The organism is Rhodococcus sp. P4_F5, assembly GCF_056401315.1.
Genome location: NZ_JBFUJP010000063.1, coordinates 1 through 18,432 on the forward strand (window position 1 = coordinate 1; position 18,432 = coordinate 18,432).

Below are 18,432 nucleotides of genomic sequence, written 5' to 3' on the forward strand. Positions count from 1 at the left end.
GGGTGCATTAGCGTGGACCACGAAGGTCTCCTGTCGGTGAGTGGTTGTCGTAGTAGCTCCACTTCACGACAGGAGACCTTCGCTGTTCAACGACCGGTCACAGTGTGTCGTTGCAATCCCTCGACCAACCTGCCTGGGCAGTACAACTAGTCCACGCCGAACACGCAGGTGGCCCCGACCAGGTGATTCATGGTCGGGGATACCCGTATCGGACGTAGGCTGACAGCATCTTCGGCTGGCGCCGGTGCTATAGCGGGCGCGGGCCACCAGGCAGGGAGGTCCGTCGATGAGACAACGTCACCGTCTACGCCGAGCATCCATCTGCGCTGGGGCCGGCGTAGCCCTGCTCCTCGCGGCACACCCGGCCGCCGCCGCGCCGACCGACACTGTCTTCCCCATTCCCGGCGCCGGGATCAGCGTCGGCCCAACCGGACTCCCGAGCTCGGGCTACTTCTACCTGACCGCCACTACCGACACTGCAACTCCGGGAGTGACCCGCTTGGGGCCGTACACCGGAGTCCACGTCCACTGGCGAAACATCTCCACTGGTGCAGCGGGTGTCACGTACCTCGACCACCCCGGCGGCACATCGGTCGAGACCGGTTCCGGGACGGTGGTCGCCGTGGCCACGGCGCCCGGTGGGTCTGGGTACCGGATACTCGCCAGCACGCCCGGCGCCGGTGTCTGGACGGTCCCCTGACCGACTCGACAACCGCACCCCCGGACCGGCTGGAGCTGCTCGAGGCGTTGGGCGGGGCCCACCGGCACGGCCGGCACCGGCTGATCCACATTCAGAGAGGCCTCGACCACTGCCTGTCAGGGTCGAGAACTGAGCCCACTCGGGGCCTGGTGAGCGAGAGACCCGCGCCCTCCTGAACCGCGGGGCCGGCGCCTACGGAACGTAGACGGTTGCGACGCCCGGTGTGACGAACGAGCTGCCGGTGTTTGCGACGACGACGACAACCTGCCCGGTCCCGGTCGGCAGGACCGCCTCCGGGGATCCGTCCAAGCCGCCCGACATCGGGGTGGAGCCGGAGGCTCCGCTCGACAGGTTCAGCCAGCGCACTTCGGACAGTTGTAGGCACCCCGATCTGCCTTCCCGTCTGCGTTCCTCCGGACCGGTGATCGTCACCGTCCCAGGCTGTTCGCCGACCACGGCCACGCAGCGGACCGAGGGAAAATCGAAGGGGCCGTACGGGTTGATCTGGAACGGAACGGTGACCGCGGCGGAGGCGACGGCCGCGGGCGCCAGAACCGAACCGGCCACGATGGCCGCGCAGGCGACCGATCGGCGAACGAAATCGATCATGGCGACCTCCAAGAACAGTCGGGGCCAGGTTTGGTCACTCTACTGCTCGTCGTCGCGTCCACGGTCGTGACCTGCGGGATCATCACGGGCGACAACCCGACGCGAATCTTCACCCTGGGGTCATCCTTCCAGGGTGATTCGGGTGGCTCCGTATTCCTCGGCAGCACCACCAAGATCGTCGGGTACGTTCGCGGCGCGTCCGGATTGACGTTCGAGTACGTCAAGTTCTCGGCGGTGCTCAACGAGATCAACTCTCCCGGTAGCCAGTTCTCTGTCGGCAAGGGCTTCGGGGTCACCAACAACTAGTCGCAGTTCCACCCACCCAGGTTGCAGGGCAAGGCGGTCAGTAGCCAGATTTTGATGGGGTACGGGATCCATTCGAACCAGAATGTGTCCACCATTTGGATCACCTCGCGGGGTTGGTTACGGGAAGTGTTCGCCAAAGTCGCATCCGCGGGTGGGATTGCTGCTGATCACTAGCTTCTCGGTCATGGGACCGTCCAGGCGCCGGCGCCGGTCAGGAGCAGCAGTCCCGACCACGCCGCGAGCATGGCGTCCGGTGTGACGGTGGCGACCACGGGCCCGGATCCGGTGTGGACCTCGACGCTCGGCCATTCGACGAGCACGGTGTCGGCTGCGCCGGTCGCGAGATTGCGCCAGTGGACCGTGTAGGGGGTTCCGGTGAATCTGGTGATGCCGGGCCTTGCTGGGTCGGTGCTGGCCGTGACGTATTCGATGTCGCCTGCGGGGAGGTTGGTCACTCCGTGTCCGACCCACACCACGGGGATAGGGAAGACGGTGTCGGTCGGCGCGGCGGCGGCCGGCTGTGCCGCGAGAAGCAGTGCAAATCCGGCTCCGGCGACGATGGATGCTCGGCGTAGACGGTGACGTTGTCTCATCGACGGACCTCCCTGCCAGGTAGCCCGCTCCGGGTACCGAACACCGACGCCGACCGAAGGATGCTGTCAGCCTACGTCCGCGACGGTGGCCCCGACCATGGATCACCTGTCGGGCTGCCCGTTCTAGTCGAGTCTGATCGAGTCTGATCGAGTCGGGTGAGGCGTGTGCCGCGATACCTTCTCGACACCGCCGACGTCGTCGAAACCGCCCGCAGCACGCTTCTCGTTGGCGCCACCTGACGTCGCGAGAACACCGCCATCTATCGCCGCGAGTCGCAACCTCGTCCGGCAGCTCGCTGGGCGCGGGGAGCCGGCTGGATTCGTGTCCGGGAAACGAACGATTTCAGGACGATCTCGGATGGCGCCGGCCAACGGTTGTGTGACTCGCGGCGATATGTGGCGGTGATTTGAAACTCTAGGTGGCGGTGAGTGATGTCGACGCCCGCGATCAGGACTCGCACCGCGCCCAGATGAGGCGGAGAAGAACCACGCCATCTATCGCTGCGAGTCAGCGGACCGCTCTTCCCTTTCAGTTCGAGCGGTGGCGGCGCCGGCTCGGGCGGGGAATGTGGGACTGACAATTGGAGTGGATGTCCATTCGGACCTTCCGCACCGCATAGCTCAGGACTACCCTGACGAGACTGGTCGGGACTCACCTATCCCAAGGGGGGTGGATGTGATGTTGGATGACCCGACGATCTGGTTCGGACCGGTGGCCGGTCCTTTGGTGGGCCACTTCTTTGAGGGGCTGAACGCGACGGCGCTGTATCTCCGTTCGATGGGCCTCTGACTGAGCCGAAGCCTGTGATTCGCGGCGAATGTGGCGGCGTTCTCGCGGCGTCAGGTGACGCCGATGACAAGGGTGCTGCGGGCGGTTTCGCCGACATCGAGAAGGTGATCGCGGCGCACGCCTCACCCGACTCGATCAGGCTCTACTAGTCCACGCCGAACACGCCAGGGCGGCCCCGACCAGGTGATCCATGGTCGGGGGCACCATCGCGGACGTAGGCTGACAGCATCCTTCGGTCGGCGCCGGTGTTCGTGACCAGGAGCGGGCCACCAGGGCAGGGAGGCCCGCCGATGAGACAACGCCGTCGTCTACGCCGAGCATCCATCGTCGCCGGAGCCGGTGCAGCACTGCTTCTCGCGGCACAGCCGGCCGCCGCCGCGCCGGCCGACACCGTCTTCCTCGTTCCCGGCGCCGGGATCAGCGTCGGTGTGACCGGATTCCCGGGCGCGGGTTACTTCTACCTGACCGCCACCACCGACCCAGACACTCCGGGAGTGACCCGGCTGGGGCCGTACACCGGTGTCCACGTCCACTGGCGAAACATCTCCACCGGTGCCGTGGGTGTGGCATACCTCGACAACCGTTACGGCACATCGGTCGAGACCGGTTCCGGGACGGTGGTCGCCGTGGCCACGATTCCCGATGGGCCCGGATACCGGATACTCGCCAGCACGCCCGGCGCCGGTGTCTGGACAGTCCCCTGACCGACCCGGCAGCCGCGCCCGGACCGTGGCTGGAGCTGCTCGCGTCGTCGGGAGAGGGGGCTCACTGGCACGGCCGCACCGCCAACGCCGGCACCCACTGATCCATTTCAGCAGCCTCGACCATTGCCTGTCGGGATCGAGAACTGAGCCCACTCGGGGCCTGGTGAGCGGGAGACCCGCGCGCCCTCCCGGACCGCGGGGCCGGCGCCTACGGAACGTAGACGGTTGCGACGCCCGGTGTGTATGGGCCGGCGTCGGAAGTGGCGGCGACGACGACCTGCCCGGTCCCGGTCGGCAGGACCGCTTCCGGGTATCCGTCCAATCCGGCCGACATCCGGGCGGAGCCGGAGGCTCCGCTCGACAGGTTCAGCCAATGCACGTCGCCCGGGAGTATGCACTTCCACCAGCCTTCCTTCGGGCCGGTGATCGTCACCGTCCCAGGCTGTTCACCGACCACGGCCACGCAGCGGATCGTAGGAACGTCGAGGCTGCCGTAAGGGTTTCCGAACGGCGCGGGGTTGATCTGGAACGGAACGGTGACCGCGGCGGAGGCGACGGCCGCCGGCGCCAGAACCGAACCGGCCACGACGGCCGCGCAGACGACCGATCGGCGAACGAAATCAATCATGACGACCTCCAGGAGCAGCACATTGCGGTGCAGGGCAATCCGGCGGGCAAGGGCTTCGTGGTCACCAACAACTGATCAACGCGGACAGTGCCCCCAGCCCCACCACTCACAAGGGGTCACGGCCATTAAGGCCTCGATCCATTCTTTCGGCAGGTCCATGGTGTACCACCAAAGTTGGAACATGTCGGGGACCTTTCGGGTTGGCGGTGTTGTTCGCCGAAGAAGTCTGGCGGCAGCGTCCGCAACGCCTCCGGGGGCGGCTGCAGAGTCGGTCAGGGGACCGTCCAGGCGCCGGCGCCGGTCAGGAGCGTGAGTCCCGAGTAATCGGCGAGCAGATAGTCCGGCGGCGTGACGGTCGCGACCACGGTTCCGGACCCGGTGTGAGCCTCGACGCTCGGCCACTCGACGGGCACGGTGTCAGCGGCGCCGGTCGAGAGATTTCGCCAATGAACCACGTAGGGCGCCCCGGCGAATCGGGTGACGCCCGGCATTGCCGAGTCGGTGCTGGCCGTTACGTATTCAACGTCCCCATTGGAGAGGTAGGTGGCAGAGGGTCCGATCCACACCACGGGGATGGGGAAGGCGGTGTCGGTCGGTGCGGCGGCGGCCGGGTGTGCCGCGAGGAGCAGTGCTAGGCCGGCTCCGGCGACGATGGATGCTCGGTGTAGACGGTGGCGTTGTCTCATCGACGGACCTCCCTGCCCTGGTGGCCAGCTCCCGTTCACGAACACGTGCGCCGGCCGAAGGATGCTGTCAGCCTACGTCCGTGACGGTTTGCGCCACCTGACACCGCGAGTCACAAGCGACCGAGAGTTGCGACCGACATCTCGATTCGTGTCCGGGAAACGGTCGTTTGATGGATGCCGGGTCCAACTACGACAACGCCAACGCCAACGAGGCTCCGGCATCGTCAGGGCCACCTGACGTAAATGGGCATGATTGGGTGCCGTCATCCGACGCCGAAAGGGGAAGCCGCCGTGACGGACCACGGTTCGGGTGCGGCTGTTGATCCGATCAGGGGACTGTCCAGACACCGGCGCCGGGCGTGCTGGCGAGTATCCGGTATCCGGGCCCATCGGGAATCGTGACCACGGCAGCCACCGTCCCGGAACCGGTCTCGACCGGTGTCCCGTAACGGTTGTTGACGTAGGCGACACCCGCTGCACCGGTGGAGATGTTTCGCCAGTGGACGTGGACACCGGTGTACGGCCCGAAACGGGTCACTCCCGGATCGTCTGTGTCGGTCGTGGCGGTCAGGTAGAAGTAGCCCGAGCTCGGGAGTCCCGTCACGCCGACACCGACACCACCGGCGGGAATGGGGAAGACAGTGTCGATCGGGGCGGCGGCGGCCGGCTGTGCCGCGAGAAGCAGTGCTGCACCAGCTCCGGCGACGATGGATGCTCGGCGTAGACGGTGACGTGGTCTCATCGACGGACCTTCCTGCCTGGTGGCCCGCTCCAACCCCCGAACACCGGCGCCGGCCGAAGAAGCTCTCATTCTACGTCCGATACGGGTGGCCCCGACCGTGAATCACCTGGTTGGGGCCGCCCGTAGCGTGTTCGGCGTGGGCTAGTCGAGCCTCATCGACTCGGGTGGGGGGCGTGTGCCGCGATCACCTTCTCCACACAACCGACGTCGTCGAAACCGCCCGCAGCACCCTCGTCGTCGGCGCCGCCTGACGCCGCGAGAACTCCGCCATCTATCGCCGCGAGTCACACGCATCCTCAGCCGCCCATCCCGATTCGTGTCCGGGAAACGAACGGTAGGGAGACGCGCGCACTCGATAGGGGAGAGCTATCAATCGTGATTCGGGGTCGTGCTCGCAAGTACGCTGCGGCTGGTGAGCACCGGTCACAACCACGAGATCGAGACGATCGAACTCGGCCGCTGATCTCACCGAGATGCGCGGCCCAACTTCCGACACTCGCGAGAACCGAGCTGAGACAATCGCCGTCGTGTCTGCATCAGAGTTGGAGCGTCCCCAGGAATCACCGCTGGCCCATAGCGCAGCAACCAGCGACGCCACCGGGAATCTGCAAACCCAGGTCGTTCGATTCGCATTGTCCGGAGGACTGTCAGCTGTTATCGACGCCGGCCTGCTCCTGGCGCTGCTACGAGTCGACATGCCGTTCGCCGCCGCCAAGACCGTGGGCTTCGTGGCAGGCACCCTGACGGCCTACATCATCAATCGACGCTGGACCTTCCAAGCTCCGCCCAGCCGGGCGAGGTTTCTGGCGGTCGCGGCGCTGTACTCGGTGACATTCGTCATTCAGGTCGGGATCAGTACCGGACTCCACAGTGTGCTGCCGGCCGGTACCACCTGGGTACTCGTCGCGTTCGTCTGCGGACAGAGCGTCGCGACAATCGTCAACTTCATCGTCCAACGCCGCACGATCTTCGACCTCAGATAGCCTCGCTGCTGCTCACGGCAGAAACGTCAGCGTTCGCGTTCCCCCCATTCGTCGAATCGTCCAATTCAAGTTGTGGAACAACAGGATTCGGAAACACAAATTTGCGCATTGCCCACCAGCGGAACGCCGTCGCGAGGAGGGTGCCGACGATGTTGGCACTGATGAAATCGGCGAGGTTCTCCGTGACGAGCGACACGTGTGGTGACTGGAGGGCGAACACGTACCGTGACACCACCAGTGGCAGCTGGTTGATCGCCAGACCGACGCCGGCGACCACGAAGAACAGGGCTGCCTCGTGCCGACCCTCTCGACCGCCTCGAGCAGTGAACGCCCACTCGCGGTTGAGCACGTAGGACACCACGGTGGCGAACAGCATCGCCACGAAAAGCGCTGTTAGCGGCTTGCCGTCCAGGACCGTCCATTTCAGGCCGAAGAACAGCACCACCGTGACAACGAACGCGATCGATCCGACTGTCAAGAACTTCAACAGCTCCGCGTTGCGCACGAATACTGCCAACAGCCGATTCGGCATCCGTGCGGTGACAATCCGAGTGAGGAACACCGAGACAGGCTACAGAGGGCGGCCTTCGTTGATGCTGGACCGACCGAACTCGGGCGTCTCGTGTCCTGGAAACGAACGATTTCACGACGACCTCGGAGGGCGGCGACCATCGGTTGTGTGACTCGCCGGGTGCAGCAATCTCTCACCAATCGTCAGCGACGCCCGTTTGCTGCTCACCTAAGAGGCTTTGCGCACAATATGACTCGGTAGCACAAAGGGTAAGGACAATATGACTACTGCTTGGATACAAGTTCTCGTCGCGATGGTCGACGGCCCCACGACCCCGGTCGATGGAATCGTGCGGACCCATCACAACTCCGACGAGCCCATCAAGGTGTCCGCCATCAGCTACGGCGAGAAACCTGTGATCGTGGGACTTGGCCCCGGTGGTGTCCGGGTGATCCGGGCCGGCCGGAAGGCGCGGGTAGAGGCGTTGACCGGCGAACTGGTGTTCCTCACTGACGGGGAAACGGCGTGGCACTTCCACGATGACCCATCACGGCCGCGACAGACTCCCCTCGAACGTGTACATATCGCAGGCCCGGGCAAACAGTTGTTGATCACACCACCGACCGGGCACTGGGTACGGGAAAACTATGCCCGCCCAACCCGCCCCGTCGAGGACATAGAGTTCCTCGCCCGCCCATGCTGGTCCCTCGAGCTGGCTCCGCGCAGACCTGACAAACCGTCCGTGCGGCTGATCGTCGACGCCGACTCCGGCGCGGTACTCGCCGCGCACACCGGGGACGGAATCGACGGAGCGGCGTTCGAACAGGCAACATTCGGCACTCCGGTCGACCCCGCCGCCTTCACCTGGGACGGGCCAATCGAGACCGACGACGACTCCCAGAGGAAGATGAAGGCCGCGGCCGAGACCAGGCGCCAACGGACCTACGACTGGTTCCGCGACAACGTTTCCGCCGCAGACCTGCACGTCCCCGTCCTCCACGATCTGACCCCCCGGTGGATCAGGATCGATGACGAGGCGACCGGCGCGTTCAGCGCGGGATTCGGCGGCGGCGAAGGCGACGGGTTGATGACCCGCCGCCCACGGTCAAGCGAACCGTGGAACCTCGCCTGGTACGGGGAAGCGGCCGCCGCGTGGTCCACTGCCGACTTCGACTGGGCCTGCCACGTTTTCCGCGGAACTCTCCATCCCGAGGGCCTCGCACTCTTGCAGCAGCGTTTACATCCGAACGACCCGGTCGTCGGGCAGCCAGATGTGCGTCGGCCCGAACCGAACAAGCGCTAGTTGTACCGGCATCCGACGACGGGCCCGTGACGAGTCCTGATCGCGGCGGCCCTACTCCCACCACAGAACCGCCATCTGGCCACGCGAGAACACCGCCACATATCGCCGCGAGTCACACCACAACCAAGGAAATGAGACGGGTCGAGGTCCAGGCTGAGGTCGGAGTCATTCGGACTCGGGGGAACCGTGTCAATCGAGGCGCGGCGGCTCGGGTCGTGGTGTCGGTCGTCGCCTCTATGCTCGACTCGTGACCACTGCTTCTCCGGATCCTCGCAAGGTGTTCGTGATCCACGGACGCAACAGTGCTGCCCGAAATCAGATCTTCATGTTCCTCCGTGCCTTGGGCCTGTCCCCGATCGAATGGGATCAGGCAGTTCACGAGACCGGCGAGGGAGCGCCCTATATCGGTCAGGTGCTCGACAAGGCGTTCGAGATTGCGCAGGCCATCGTTGTGCTTGAAACTCCTGACGATGTCGCGTATCTCCGGACCGACTTGGCCGACGCCGACGACCCTGAAACGTCCCCGCAAGCACAACCTCGGCCGAACGTCCTCTTCGAAGCGGGCATGGCTATGGGGCGGAACCCGAAGCGGACCATCATCGTCGAATTCGGCAGGATCAAGCAGTTCAGCGACATTCACGGCCGCCACACCATCCGCCTCGACAGCAGCCCGGAGAAGCGGCAAGCGCTCCGAGGCCGCTTGGTCACGGCGGGCTGCGATGTCGACCAGATGGGTACGGACTGGCTCAGCTCAGAACTCACACCTCCAGGGGCTCCCGGAGGCGGTATCCCGCTCGGAAGAAAGGTTCCGACGTCCGAGCGGCCCGCGAGGCCAAGGTTCTCCGCCAATCACTTTCGCCGTGGCGGCAACAAACTCGACTACGTCGAGATCACGAACAACGGCCCAGGCGATGCCTTTAACGTCGATGTCGAGGAGATCGACGCGGTTGGGCGGGGGCTCCTCCGAGACCGTGAACCGCTCCCCGTCCCAAAACTCCCACCGGGCAAGTCGTTCCGCATCGACTACATGGGCAACATCGCGATGGGCGACAACAAGCGGTATTTCACGCTTCTCATCAAGGGGTGCACTGAGGACGGCGAGTCCTTTGACCACGAAGAGTTTGTGAGCATGACATGAACGTGCCCATCCCTGCCGACGACGACAACTTCGTACGTCGGGAATGCCCCACGTGCGAGCAGCAGTTCAAATGGCACCTTGGTCCGATCAACGACGAGGCCGCCGCCGAACCAACCCCGAACGCCTACTACTGCCCTCTGTGCGGTGTTCCGGCAGGCACGGACCAGTGGTGGACCAAAGAACAGCTCGAGTACGCACAGGCCCGCGCAATGCCGGACATCCTCGCTCAGCTTTCGAATGAGACGGGGCTACGAATCGAGTCCACATCCGATGTCCCCGAGGCGATGACCGAACCCAACGACATGGACATCGTGCAATCGCCGTGTCACCCGTACGAGCCGATCAAGGTGCCCGCTGACCACAATCAGCTGCTCCACTGCCTCGTGTGCGGATCTGACTTCGCTATCTGAGCGGCGCATCCATCGAAAAGTCCGCCCTGGACTACATCGGGAAGGATCGCGATACATCGATGTCTGAGGTGGTACCGCTGGAAGCCGTTCTCTCTGCGGAGAACTGACCGGGATGTTCGACTTTGCAGTCCGGGGTTGCGACCAATTGACGAATGGGACGTGGAGATGACGGACACTGACCTGGGATACAAGCACCCGAAGTGCTACGCGAATACGAGGGGAGGCTGCTCGACGTCGATATCGGGCGAGCACTACATCTCGCACGCTCTGATCCGCCTCTACACTTTCGACGATCCCGACGTTCGAATCCGGCCGTCACCGAATTACCGAATCCCCGTCGGGATCCAGCCTAAGAAGTTCGTCGCCAATGTGCTGTGCACGGCCCACAACAACGGACTCAGCAACGCCGACCAGGCCGCGCTCRCTTTCGCGACCTTCCTGCGAGACATCGCTTTGCGATACCTGAACGGTGCCGGCGCGTGGGGCGATCCCGAAGAAGTTGAGATCTCGGGCGACGACTTCCAGCGCTGGGTACTCAAGTTGCTGATCACGCACGCCGCCGCGGACGTCTACACCGAGAAGGACGGCGATCGGGTGAAGACGATCGTTCCGGACGAAGCGATCGACCTGCTGCTCGACCGCGCTGAGTGGCCTCGTACGTGGGGCCTTGGCGTGACCGGCGACTTGTCGAACTCTCACCTGTCGTACGACCCGTTCACCCGGATCGAGACCATCCTGAGCGACTGGTGGTCGGCCGTACCACTGATCAAGCACGACCCACGGCTGCTGGTCGGCGGCATCGTCGACCTCGGCGGCGTCAGCTTCACCCTGTGTCTGTTCAACCAGTCCGAGGCGCAGCTCCACGACGACGAGATCAACCCGCTGCGCCGGGTGGCGCAACGGCCGAGCTCACTCTCCTGGGTGCTCAACGGTGTACCGAAGACCGTGAGGTTCCGATGGTCGGACCCGTGGGACCACATCCCGATCACCTTCACCATGCGGCGTTAGGACCACCCAGGCAACCTGACATAAGAGGGGATTACCGGCTCGCAACGATGACGAAATGCATCAGTTGCAGGCATTCGTCGCTGTAGCCACTGCCTTGACGTCCCGGCGGATCCACTGCTCGGTGCTCGGAGCCGAAGGCTGGGGTGCGACCATGCTTTCGTGGCCCTACAGACCAGAACCGACCCCCCGCACCCGGACCGCACGGCCGCGCTGATATCCGCGCTCGGCAGCGTTCCGCTTCCGATGTTCCATGGCACACGCCGCTCCCATGCTCTCGACATCGCGGCGTCCGGGTTTATCCCGCGCCCGGTGACGGAGCAGCTGCGAGCTGTCGCGGAGGATCACGGGCTGCTGGTCGATGAGGTGATCGCCGACCTGGAGAAGCACTATAGGTTCGCGATCTTCGACCCCCGACCGAACAGGGTCTATGTCGTCGGTGACGCGGCCCGCGCAGGGAGCTGGGCTGATCGGGCACCCGAAGCGACGTGAGAGGCGTTGTGGGCGGTCTACCGGATCCGGCATCCGCACGTCGGCTTCGACTGGAACCAGTCCTATGAGGGACACCTGTGGGTGCTCGCGCACCGTCTGCTGGACCCGCCGGTGGTGGTGGAGGTCGTGGCACTGCTCGACGCAATCCGCGACCTGGGGGGATCACCTGCGACTCATTCGCTTCTACGAGGAAGCGCATCCGGGTCATCACTCGAAGAAGCCCTCGACGCAATCCGCGGCCTCCATGCAGAGTGGTACATCGATCCCGACGCTGCGAGGTTCTCGAACCTCAGGGTCGTGCCCCAACGGGTCGATGTCCCCCTGATGCGCTTCATGAGTGGCGAGGACGAGACCACGTTTGAACAGCAACTCGAGGCCGGACACTGGGGCGAGCATGCCGGCGTCCATGGCGGGTTCTACTGGTACTCGTATCGAGACCTCTGGGACAGGTTGGAGCCGCGCCGCCGGGCCGAGCTCGAGGAGATGATCGGGCTGCCGTTGGCTCCGAGCGACTGACGCGGGATGGGTACCGAAGCCACATGCTGGCGTCGGTGGCGGCCGCCACCGACGCAGTCAGCTCCCCACGCGGCGCAGCAGACGCCGGCGGTCCCACCCGACAAACGCCGGGCAGGGCCGAATTGGGGYGGCGGTCATCTCGCCGGTGGGTCGAAGGATGATCATCGCGGCGTGAACTGCTCTCGGGCCAAAGAGATGTCGTAATCCCTGTTGCCGGCGGATCCACGCGCGGGCGGATTCCGTGCACGGTAGCAGCGGGTGCGCGGACCGCCGCGAGCTACACCGGGGGAGGGGGCCGTGGCGGTCGTTCGAGTCGGACGTGGGCTCTGACACACACGAGTGCTGGACTCAACTCCCTTGACAAGTTCCGCTGCGATGTCGGCCCATGTCTTTGGCTGGTTGACAATCGGGTTAGCGGTCCTTATCGGAAGTCATAATCCTCATCCATCCCGCTCGAAAGCCAAATTTCCTCAGCGCCAGCGAAGCTGGACTCTGGGTGGGAGTCGTCCTCGTCGCCCCACGACGAACCATCGGCTAGGTGGTCCTCACCCTCCATGCACCGGCACGGCCACAACTCCTGCGCGACTACTCGTCCATCGACAACCTCGTTAACAATGCGATCGTGTGCAGGTCCAGTTGGCATGTTGCGATGATACGAACTTCTGGACACTCAGGGTGTCAAGCCTCCAACTACACTGGTAAACCGCCTTAACCAGGGAGAACGTCATAATATCCGTTACCGGCACGGTGGTGAGTCGCCTCCGGGTGTGGGGCCGGATGCAGGCGGTATGCCCGGACCGCGCTAGAGCTTCGGGCCGGTGGTTCCGGCTCCGCTCGAGTGGCAGTGGACTCTCGGGCGCTCGACCTCCGGTGTGGTTCGGGTGCGGTCGTGCGCGGGTGGACCGCGCGGCGACGCCGAGGGCGCCGATGTCTTCAATATCGGTGGAACACAACCTCAGAACTGGCCGCCCTAAACACCAGGGCGAGGGGCTCCGCCTAACGACACCACCGCTGGCCGGCGCCGATCCGAATACAACAAGTAGCCGCCTCCGATCAGCAGGGCAATGCTCGTCCCGCCCAACGTGAACAGCACAATCCGCCGACTCTGATGCTTGTCCTGGCACGCCTCGAACGCCGCCGCGCCCCCGGTTCAAGTCCGCCACCATGTCGTCCACTGACAGTCGTGCCGACAGCTCAGGCGAGGTGTAGCTGTTGTAGTAGTCGCCCGGATCACGAGAACTCGACTTATACRTCCACGTGTCCTCACGGGCGAAAATCGTCCCGCAATTGCCCTTCTCGATACGCATCGGCGTCGATATCAACGGAATCGACGCAATGATCAGCGCAACAGCCGCCACGAACGTCAAGATCGCCCCAACCCGGCGGCCGAGCGTGAACGTCGCCCCACGGCCCGAGGCTGCCGTCGCCGGCGCGGAAATCAGACCCGTCGGCGGCGGCACCGACCCAGCCGACGAGGTCTATCAGGCGAATCAGACACACTCACGGCCAGCCAGGCCGATTGTCAGCCGAACAAACGACGACGACAGGAGACCACCGAGCGATGGAACATCTATCGTCCGTGGTCGAACCTGTCGACAGACAGATAGACATCGACTATCGAATTCGAGGGCTTGATGAGGGTTGTGATGCAGACAAACGTGCCGCGCGCACGACCGGAACCCGTGCGACATCGGCGCACGCCACACCGCGCCTTGACCGCAGGTGTGATCACCTTCCTCTCAGCTGCCACCATGTTGCTGGTCACCCCGGCCGCGCACGCAGACAGGGTGATCGCCACGATCCCGGTGGGGAGGAATCCAGCGTCGGTGGCGATAACTCCGGATGGCTCGCGCGCCTACGTCACCAACGAGGGAACTCGGACGTTGTCAGTGATCGACACCGCGACCAACACTGTCGCCACAACCGTTCCCGTCGGCGCCGCGACTGGGGTCGTGATCACCCCTGACGGCGCACGGGCGTACGCCAGAAACAATGGCGGCGACGGGGTGTCGGTGATTGACACCGCTACCAACACCGTTGCCGCCACCATCCCGCTCCCCTGGTCCGGTAGTTCGGCCTCAATCGCGATCGCCCCCAACGGCGCCCACGTTTACGCCACCAGTGACCGTGGGACGATTTCGGTGATCGACACCGCTACCAACAGCGTCACCGACACCATTCGTCTGGGCGGCCAGCTGGAAGGGATTACGGTCGCGCCAGACGGCACCCGCGTGTACGTCACCGACGTCTTCGGCGGCCCCTACGGGCGCCTGCGCGTGATCAACACTGCCACCAACACCGTCGCCGGTGACGTTCCTGTCGGCATCGGGCCGCGTGGAATCGCCGTTACCCGAGACGGCCAGCGAATCTACGTCGCCAATATTGCCTCCGGCGGGGTATCCGTGATCGATACCGCCACCAATACCGTCACCAAGACGATCGACGTCCGTAGTGCCACCGAAGTGGCCATCACCCCAGATGGATCCCTGGCCTACGTCACTGACCGCACTGGGTCGGTGCACGTGATCAATACCGCCACCAACACCGTCCCCGCTGACCCCATCTCCGTAGGCACAGAGGCGCGTGGGGTGGCCATCACCCCCAACGGGTCCCACGCCTACGTCACCAACTACGGCGACTTCACAAGTGATGGGACCGTGTCGGTGATTGCGATCGAGACCCCCGGGGCACCGGGCGGGTCAGGATCGATGGTGTTCGGGAGCTGACGCCCGTCGCACCATGAAATGCCCCGGCCCCGGCCCCGGCCCCGGCCCCGGCCCCGGTGCCGGCCGGCGTGCCGTGGGAGTGGCCGATGTTCTTCATCGGTGATCCGTGCCTCGGGTGGACCGGCTGGCGAGGGGACCGGTGCCGGGTGTCCAACCCGCATCGCCCGGAGCTCGGTGACGACCCGGTCCAAACCGTCGAGGATCTGCGCGCACTCGGGAACCTCGCGGGGACGGGCGAGGGCGGTGGCACGGCGGGCCCACCACCCCACGGGAACCGCATGCAGTCGGACGTCCGAGGAGTATCCAAGGTGATGTCACGAGGGCTCGATGTGACACACACATGACACACCGCGGGGGAGTCATGAGTAGGCGTGGGCCGGTTGGTTGGAGTGAAACATCCTGACCAGGAGAAATTCTGGCTGGAATTTGATCTTATGGCCTCTCACTTCTTGAAAGCGGGCGTGGCGTTAAACCCGCCGGGGGTTCAAGGAAGCGAGCTGGTGAAGGATGGGTCGGGGCACGAGATCTCCACCTGCCTACGCACTGGGACGGCCGTGCAGTAGCGCCGCGCACCCTCGATGACTGGTGGAAGGAGGTTCTGCGGTACGCGCAGGTGCCCCACCCCAGGCTCCACGCCGCTCGGCACACCGCGGCGTCGCGGCTGATAGCCGCGGGGCAACACCGTCCGCGGTCGCCGGGTGGCTTGGCCACGCCGACGGCGGGACGCTGGTTCTGCAGACCTGCGCCCGCACCGATGCGTCGGAAGCGGACGCACTGGGTGTTCCGCCCCGGTGTAGGGCGCGCGCCGGCCGGGGCGTGGCGAACACCCTGGCGACAGCGTACAAATCGGTTCGCACTGATGGAGTGCGGGGTGGTGGCCGGCGTTACCTGCGTGAAGCGCGCCTGGCGAGTTCGTCGTCACGGGTACCGGCATGCTGGTAGCGCATTGCGGCCTTGACGCTGCTGTGTCCCAATCTCGCCATAGTCTCGGCCACGGTCGCGCCGGTTTGCGCGTAGCGAGTTCCGGCATAGTGGCGCAGCGAGTGAAACGCCAGGTCAGAGCGTCCTGCTGCTGCCCGAGCCTTCCGCCAGTGGTTATTCACCGTGCTTTGTGAAACGTAGCCACCGCTACGGTCTGTCCACAGCAGCGCACCCGGTTTCACGGACTCGACGTGGGCGGCCACGATCCGGGCGTCGTGTCCGAAGATGGCTATGATTCGTTGCCCTGCGGCGCTCTTGGGGGGTCCGGCTACCTTGGCGATGCCGTTGCCTTCGACGATGCTGCGCACGACAGCGATCCGCACCGCGTCCACCTCGCCGGCGCCGTCGCGCTCAACGGCCACATCGTCACTGGTCAGGCCGATGACCTCGCCAAATCGCAGGCCGCCGGCGGCGGCGATGATCACGAATGGCTGGTACTTCGGCACGATCTTTTCGATAATGATGTCCAGCTCGACCTCGGTCGGCGGCGTTGTGGATTTCCCCGTGGTAGTAAGTGAGCCACCCTTGATTTTGCATGGGTTTCCACTGATCAGACCGTCTTCTACGGCTGTCTTCAATATCGATTTCATCAAGTCGTAGGCCCTCGCTGTGGCCGTGGCCTTGCCCGTTGCGAGTAGCTCCGATCGCCACTCGCGCACTGCATCGGGGCGTATTTTGTTGATGGGTGTTACTGCCCAATGGAAGAGCGACCCGGTTGTGCCAAGCATCCGCTCGTATTCCTTGCGGGTGCGGGGGCGTAGCGGCTCGCCCTTGCTATTGGTCCTGGTGGCGACCCATTTCTCGGCGTAGACACCGAACGCGACAGCTTTACGTGCCTCCTCGGCCTGAGTGGCCTGCTGTGCCACGGTGGCGGCATCTGGGTGTACCCAGGTGCCCCCGGCGATTGCGTCCTGCTGTGTGTTCAGCCAGGTCTGTGCCGCGCGTTTGGTGCTGAACGTGCTGGGTGCAGGGATGCGCTCCGCGCTCCCCGGAGTGGGGTCGGGGTGGCGGGCTCGGTACCGGCCTGACGGCAACTTCTCAATGCGTCCGAATACTTTTCTGGCCATGCGGCTGCTCTCCTCGATTTCGTGGGCCCTCCGTGGGCCGTAGAGTGTCAGAAGTTGGCATATCTTGGCATGGTGTGGCACCCTTCGCTGCCTCTGACCTGCTGGTTAACCCTCCGACCAGGTATATCACGTCTGGTTCGATCCCAGCCGGGACCACAACAGAAAGGCCCGTTGCGAGATTCTCGCAGCGGGCCTTTTTCGTCGTGGGCTGGGAGCGGAGCCTCCCACCGGCACTCCGTATGCATAAGTAATGTGTGAGGGGTGTCGACCACCGAGAACCGATGGATGCAGCAGCGCCGTCGCATAGCAGCCAATGTCGGCCTCAACCTCGCCTACCGGATCGGTGTCGGCGTGGTGGGCGGACTGGTGTTCGTCATCGGTGTCATCACGATTCCGTACCCCGGACCCGGCTGGTTGATCGTGTTCGCAGGCCTGGGGATTCTCGCCACCGAGTTCGCCTGGGCGCACCGGCTGCTGCACTTCGCGAAGGCACGCTACGACAGGTTCATGGTCTGGTTCGCCGGGCAGTCGGTGGTGGTGAAGGCGGCCGGGGTGCTGCTGACGACCGCGGTCGTCCTGCTCACCCTCTGGTTGTTGGGCACGTTCAGCCTGGTCGGCGGATGGTTCGGGATCGATCACCCGCTGCTGCACAGTCCGGTGCTCGGATGAGCGGCCCGATGATCGACCCGGAAGTGGCCGATGCCTATGCCCGCACCGCAGCGGCCCTGCCGCCGGTGCGCGGGATGGTCAACGCACCCGCGAACGCGCTCGAGTTGCGCGGCGAGAAGTTGGTGGACCCGACCTGGCTCGCGTCCCGGGTGTCGCAGACCGCTCGGATCTGGCGGTGCGACGACGCACGGGTGCCGGCCACGCTGTGGTGGTACTCCGCGAGCTCGGCGCTGTTGGCGGTCCCGGCCGCGATGCTGCTCTCGACCGGTTTGGCGCCGGACCCGACGCCCGAACGGTTGACGTTCACCCTGCGCCCCGACGGATCCGTCGCCACCGTGCGCTCGGCGGGCATCCTTCGCGGGCCCGAGGAGTTCGCGGACCGGCTCCGGGCCGCGATGGCGCGCATCATCGGCTGGCTGGCTGCGGTCGCCAAGATGAACGAGCGGTCGCTGTGGGCCATCGCCAGCGACGCGATCGCCAACCGAGCGCTCGACGCCGCCACCGCGCTCGGCGGGCCGTCGATCGGCAGTGCGCTCGCAGTCCGCATCGCGGATCGGATCGGCGCGCCCCTGTTGACGCCGCGGTTCGTCGACGTCGTTGCCGGGGAGCAGACGTTCGCCGACCCGGGGGCGGAACCGCCACCCGGTGCGCGCAGGTTCGTTCGCCGCAACTCCTGTTGCCTGCTCTACCGCTCCCCGGCGGTCGCGGCGGCGGGCGATCCCGAGGCCGCCGAGCGAGCCAAGTGCGTCAGCTGTCCCAGCCAGCTTCCTGCGTTGCGGCTCGCACGACTTGGCGCGCTGGTCGGGTGACGGGCAGATTCGAATCCGGTGCCGATAGCATGAGGGCTCACCGAGCAGCCGTCGCCGACGGCGG

19 protein-coding genes are annotated in these 18,432 nt (G+C 65.1%); 12 read left to right on the forward strand and 7 right to left on the reverse strand.

Going from position 1 to position 18,432, the window contains the following annotated elements; all coding sequences use genetic code 11:
- Positions 1–892: 892 nt before the first annotated feature.
- On the reverse strand, positions 893–1,309 hold the full coding sequence (locus AC1DU4_RS20395; protein WP_477842892.1) for a hypothetical protein: 417 nt from the start codon (positions 1,307–1,309) through the stop codon (positions 893–895).
- A 30-nt stretch (positions 1,310–1,339) separates the two neighbouring features.
- On the opposite strand from AC1DU4_RS20395, the gene AC1DU4_RS20400 reads away from it, so the two are divergent.
- Complete coding sequence (locus tag AC1DU4_RS20400; protein ID WP_477842894.1) at positions 1,340–1,615, forward strand: hypothetical protein; 276 nt, start codon at positions 1,340–1,342, stop codon at positions 1,613–1,615.
- Between the two features lie 182 nt (positions 1,616–1,797).
- Here AC1DU4_RS20400 and AC1DU4_RS20405 read toward each other — a convergent pair whose 3' ends face one another.
- Positions 1,798–2,208, reverse strand: coding sequence for a hypothetical protein (locus tag AC1DU4_RS20405; protein ID WP_477842896.1), 411 nt, complete (start codon positions 2,206–2,208; stop codon positions 1,798–1,800).
- A gap of 1,080 nt (positions 2,209–3,288) precedes the next feature.
- On the opposite strand from AC1DU4_RS20405, the gene AC1DU4_RS20410 reads away from it, so the two are divergent.
- Entirely contained in the window at positions 3,289–3,702 is a 414-nt protein-coding gene (locus tag AC1DU4_RS20410; protein ID WP_477842898.1) for a hypothetical protein, read from the forward strand.
- A 208-nt stretch (positions 3,703–3,910) separates the two neighbouring features.
- Here AC1DU4_RS20410 and AC1DU4_RS20415 read toward each other — a convergent pair whose 3' ends face one another.
- The 3 genes from AC1DU4_RS20415 to AC1DU4_RS20425 form a co-directional block, all read right to left on the reverse strand.
- Complete coding sequence (locus tag AC1DU4_RS20415; protein ID WP_477842900.1) at positions 3,911–4,330, reverse strand: hypothetical protein; 420 nt, start codon at positions 4,328–4,330, stop codon at positions 3,911–3,913.
- Between the two features lie 272 nt (positions 4,331–4,602).
- Positions 4,603–5,016: a hypothetical protein gene (locus tag AC1DU4_RS20420; RefSeq protein ID WP_477842902.1), complete on the reverse strand. Its 414-nt coding sequence runs from the start codon at positions 5,014–5,016 to the stop codon at positions 4,603–4,605.
- 328 nt (positions 5,017–5,344) lie between these two features.
- Positions 5,345–5,758 (reverse strand): hypothetical protein, encoded by a 414-nt coding sequence (locus AC1DU4_RS20425; protein WP_477842904.1) that lies wholly within the window; start codon positions 5,756–5,758, stop codon positions 5,345–5,347.
- Between the two features lie 527 nt (positions 5,759–6,285).
- Here AC1DU4_RS20425 and AC1DU4_RS20430 point away from each other — a divergent pair.
- Positions 6,286–6,741 (forward strand): GtrA family protein, encoded by a 456-nt coding sequence (locus AC1DU4_RS20430; protein WP_477842906.1) that lies wholly within the window; start codon positions 6,286–6,288, stop codon positions 6,739–6,741.
- Here the strand turns inward: AC1DU4_RS20430 and AC1DU4_RS20435 are convergent.
- On the reverse strand, positions 6,734–7,303 hold the full coding sequence (locus AC1DU4_RS20435) for a GtrA family protein (RefSeq protein WP_477842908.1): 570 nt from the start codon (positions 7,301–7,303) through the stop codon (positions 6,734–6,736). The two genes, AC1DU4_RS20430 and AC1DU4_RS20435, sit on opposite strands and share 8 nt — an antisense overlap.
- A gap of 229 nt (positions 7,304–7,532) precedes the next feature.
- On the opposite strand from AC1DU4_RS20435, the gene AC1DU4_RS20440 reads away from it, so the two are divergent.
- The 7 genes from AC1DU4_RS20440 to AC1DU4_RS20470 all read left to right on the forward strand — a co-directional run bounded on the left by AC1DU4_RS20440 (position 7,533) and on the right by AC1DU4_RS20470 (position 14,842).
- Entirely contained in the window at positions 7,533–8,555 is a 1,023-nt protein-coding gene (locus AC1DU4_RS20440; RefSeq protein ID WP_477842910.1) for a hypothetical protein, read from the forward strand.
- Between the two features lie 247 nt (positions 8,556–8,802).
- Positions 8,803–9,693 (forward strand): TIR domain-containing protein, encoded by an 891-nt coding sequence (locus AC1DU4_RS20445; RefSeq protein WP_477842911.1) that lies wholly within the window; start codon positions 8,803–8,805, stop codon positions 9,691–9,693.
- Positions 9,690–10,103: a hypothetical protein gene (locus AC1DU4_RS20450; RefSeq protein WP_477842913.1), complete on the forward strand. Its 414-nt coding sequence runs from the start codon at positions 9,690–9,692 to the stop codon at positions 10,101–10,103. Before AC1DU4_RS20445 ends, AC1DU4_RS20450 begins: the two co-directional genes overlap by 4 nt.
- Positions 10,104–10,268: 165 nt before the next feature.
- A complete protein-coding gene (locus AC1DU4_RS20455; protein ID WP_477842915.1) occupies positions 10,269–11,111 on the forward strand; it encodes a hypothetical protein in 843 nt (280 codons plus the stop codon).
- Between the two features lie 159 nt (positions 11,112–11,270).
- Entirely contained in the window at positions 11,271–11,600 is a 330-nt protein-coding gene (locus AC1DU4_RS20460) for a hypothetical protein (RefSeq protein ID WP_477842916.1), read from the forward strand.
- Positions 11,601–11,897: 297 nt separating this feature from the next.
- Complete coding sequence (locus AC1DU4_RS20465) at positions 11,898–12,116, forward strand: hypothetical protein (protein WP_477842918.1); 219 nt, start codon at positions 11,898–11,900, stop codon at positions 12,114–12,116.
- Positions 12,117–13,840: 1,724 nt separating this feature from the next.
- Entirely contained in the window at positions 13,841–14,842 is a 1,002-nt protein-coding gene (locus tag AC1DU4_RS20470; protein ID WP_477842920.1) for a beta-propeller fold lactonase family protein, read from the forward strand.
- Between the two features lie 884 nt (positions 14,843–15,726).
- On the opposite strand, the gene AC1DU4_RS20475 is transcribed toward AC1DU4_RS20470, so the two are convergent.
- A complete protein-coding gene (locus AC1DU4_RS20475) occupies positions 15,727–16,890 on the reverse strand; it encodes a tyrosine-type recombinase/integrase (protein ID WP_477842922.1) in 1,164 nt (387 codons plus the stop codon).
- Between the two features lie 285 nt (positions 16,891–17,175).
- On the opposite strand from AC1DU4_RS20475, the gene AC1DU4_RS20480 reads away from it, so the two are divergent.
- Together AC1DU4_RS20480 and AC1DU4_RS20485 are read left to right on the forward strand one after the other, a co-directional pair.
- Entirely contained in the window at positions 17,176–17,559 is a 384-nt protein-coding gene (locus tag AC1DU4_RS20480) for a TIGR02611 family protein (RefSeq protein WP_477842942.1), read from the forward strand.
- Positions 17,560–17,567: 8 nt separating this feature from the next.
- On the forward strand, positions 17,568–18,368 hold the full coding sequence (locus AC1DU4_RS20485; protein WP_477842924.1) for a hypothetical protein: 801 nt from the start codon (positions 17,568–17,570) through the stop codon (positions 18,366–18,368).
- Positions 18,369–18,432 lie beyond the last annotated feature (64 nt).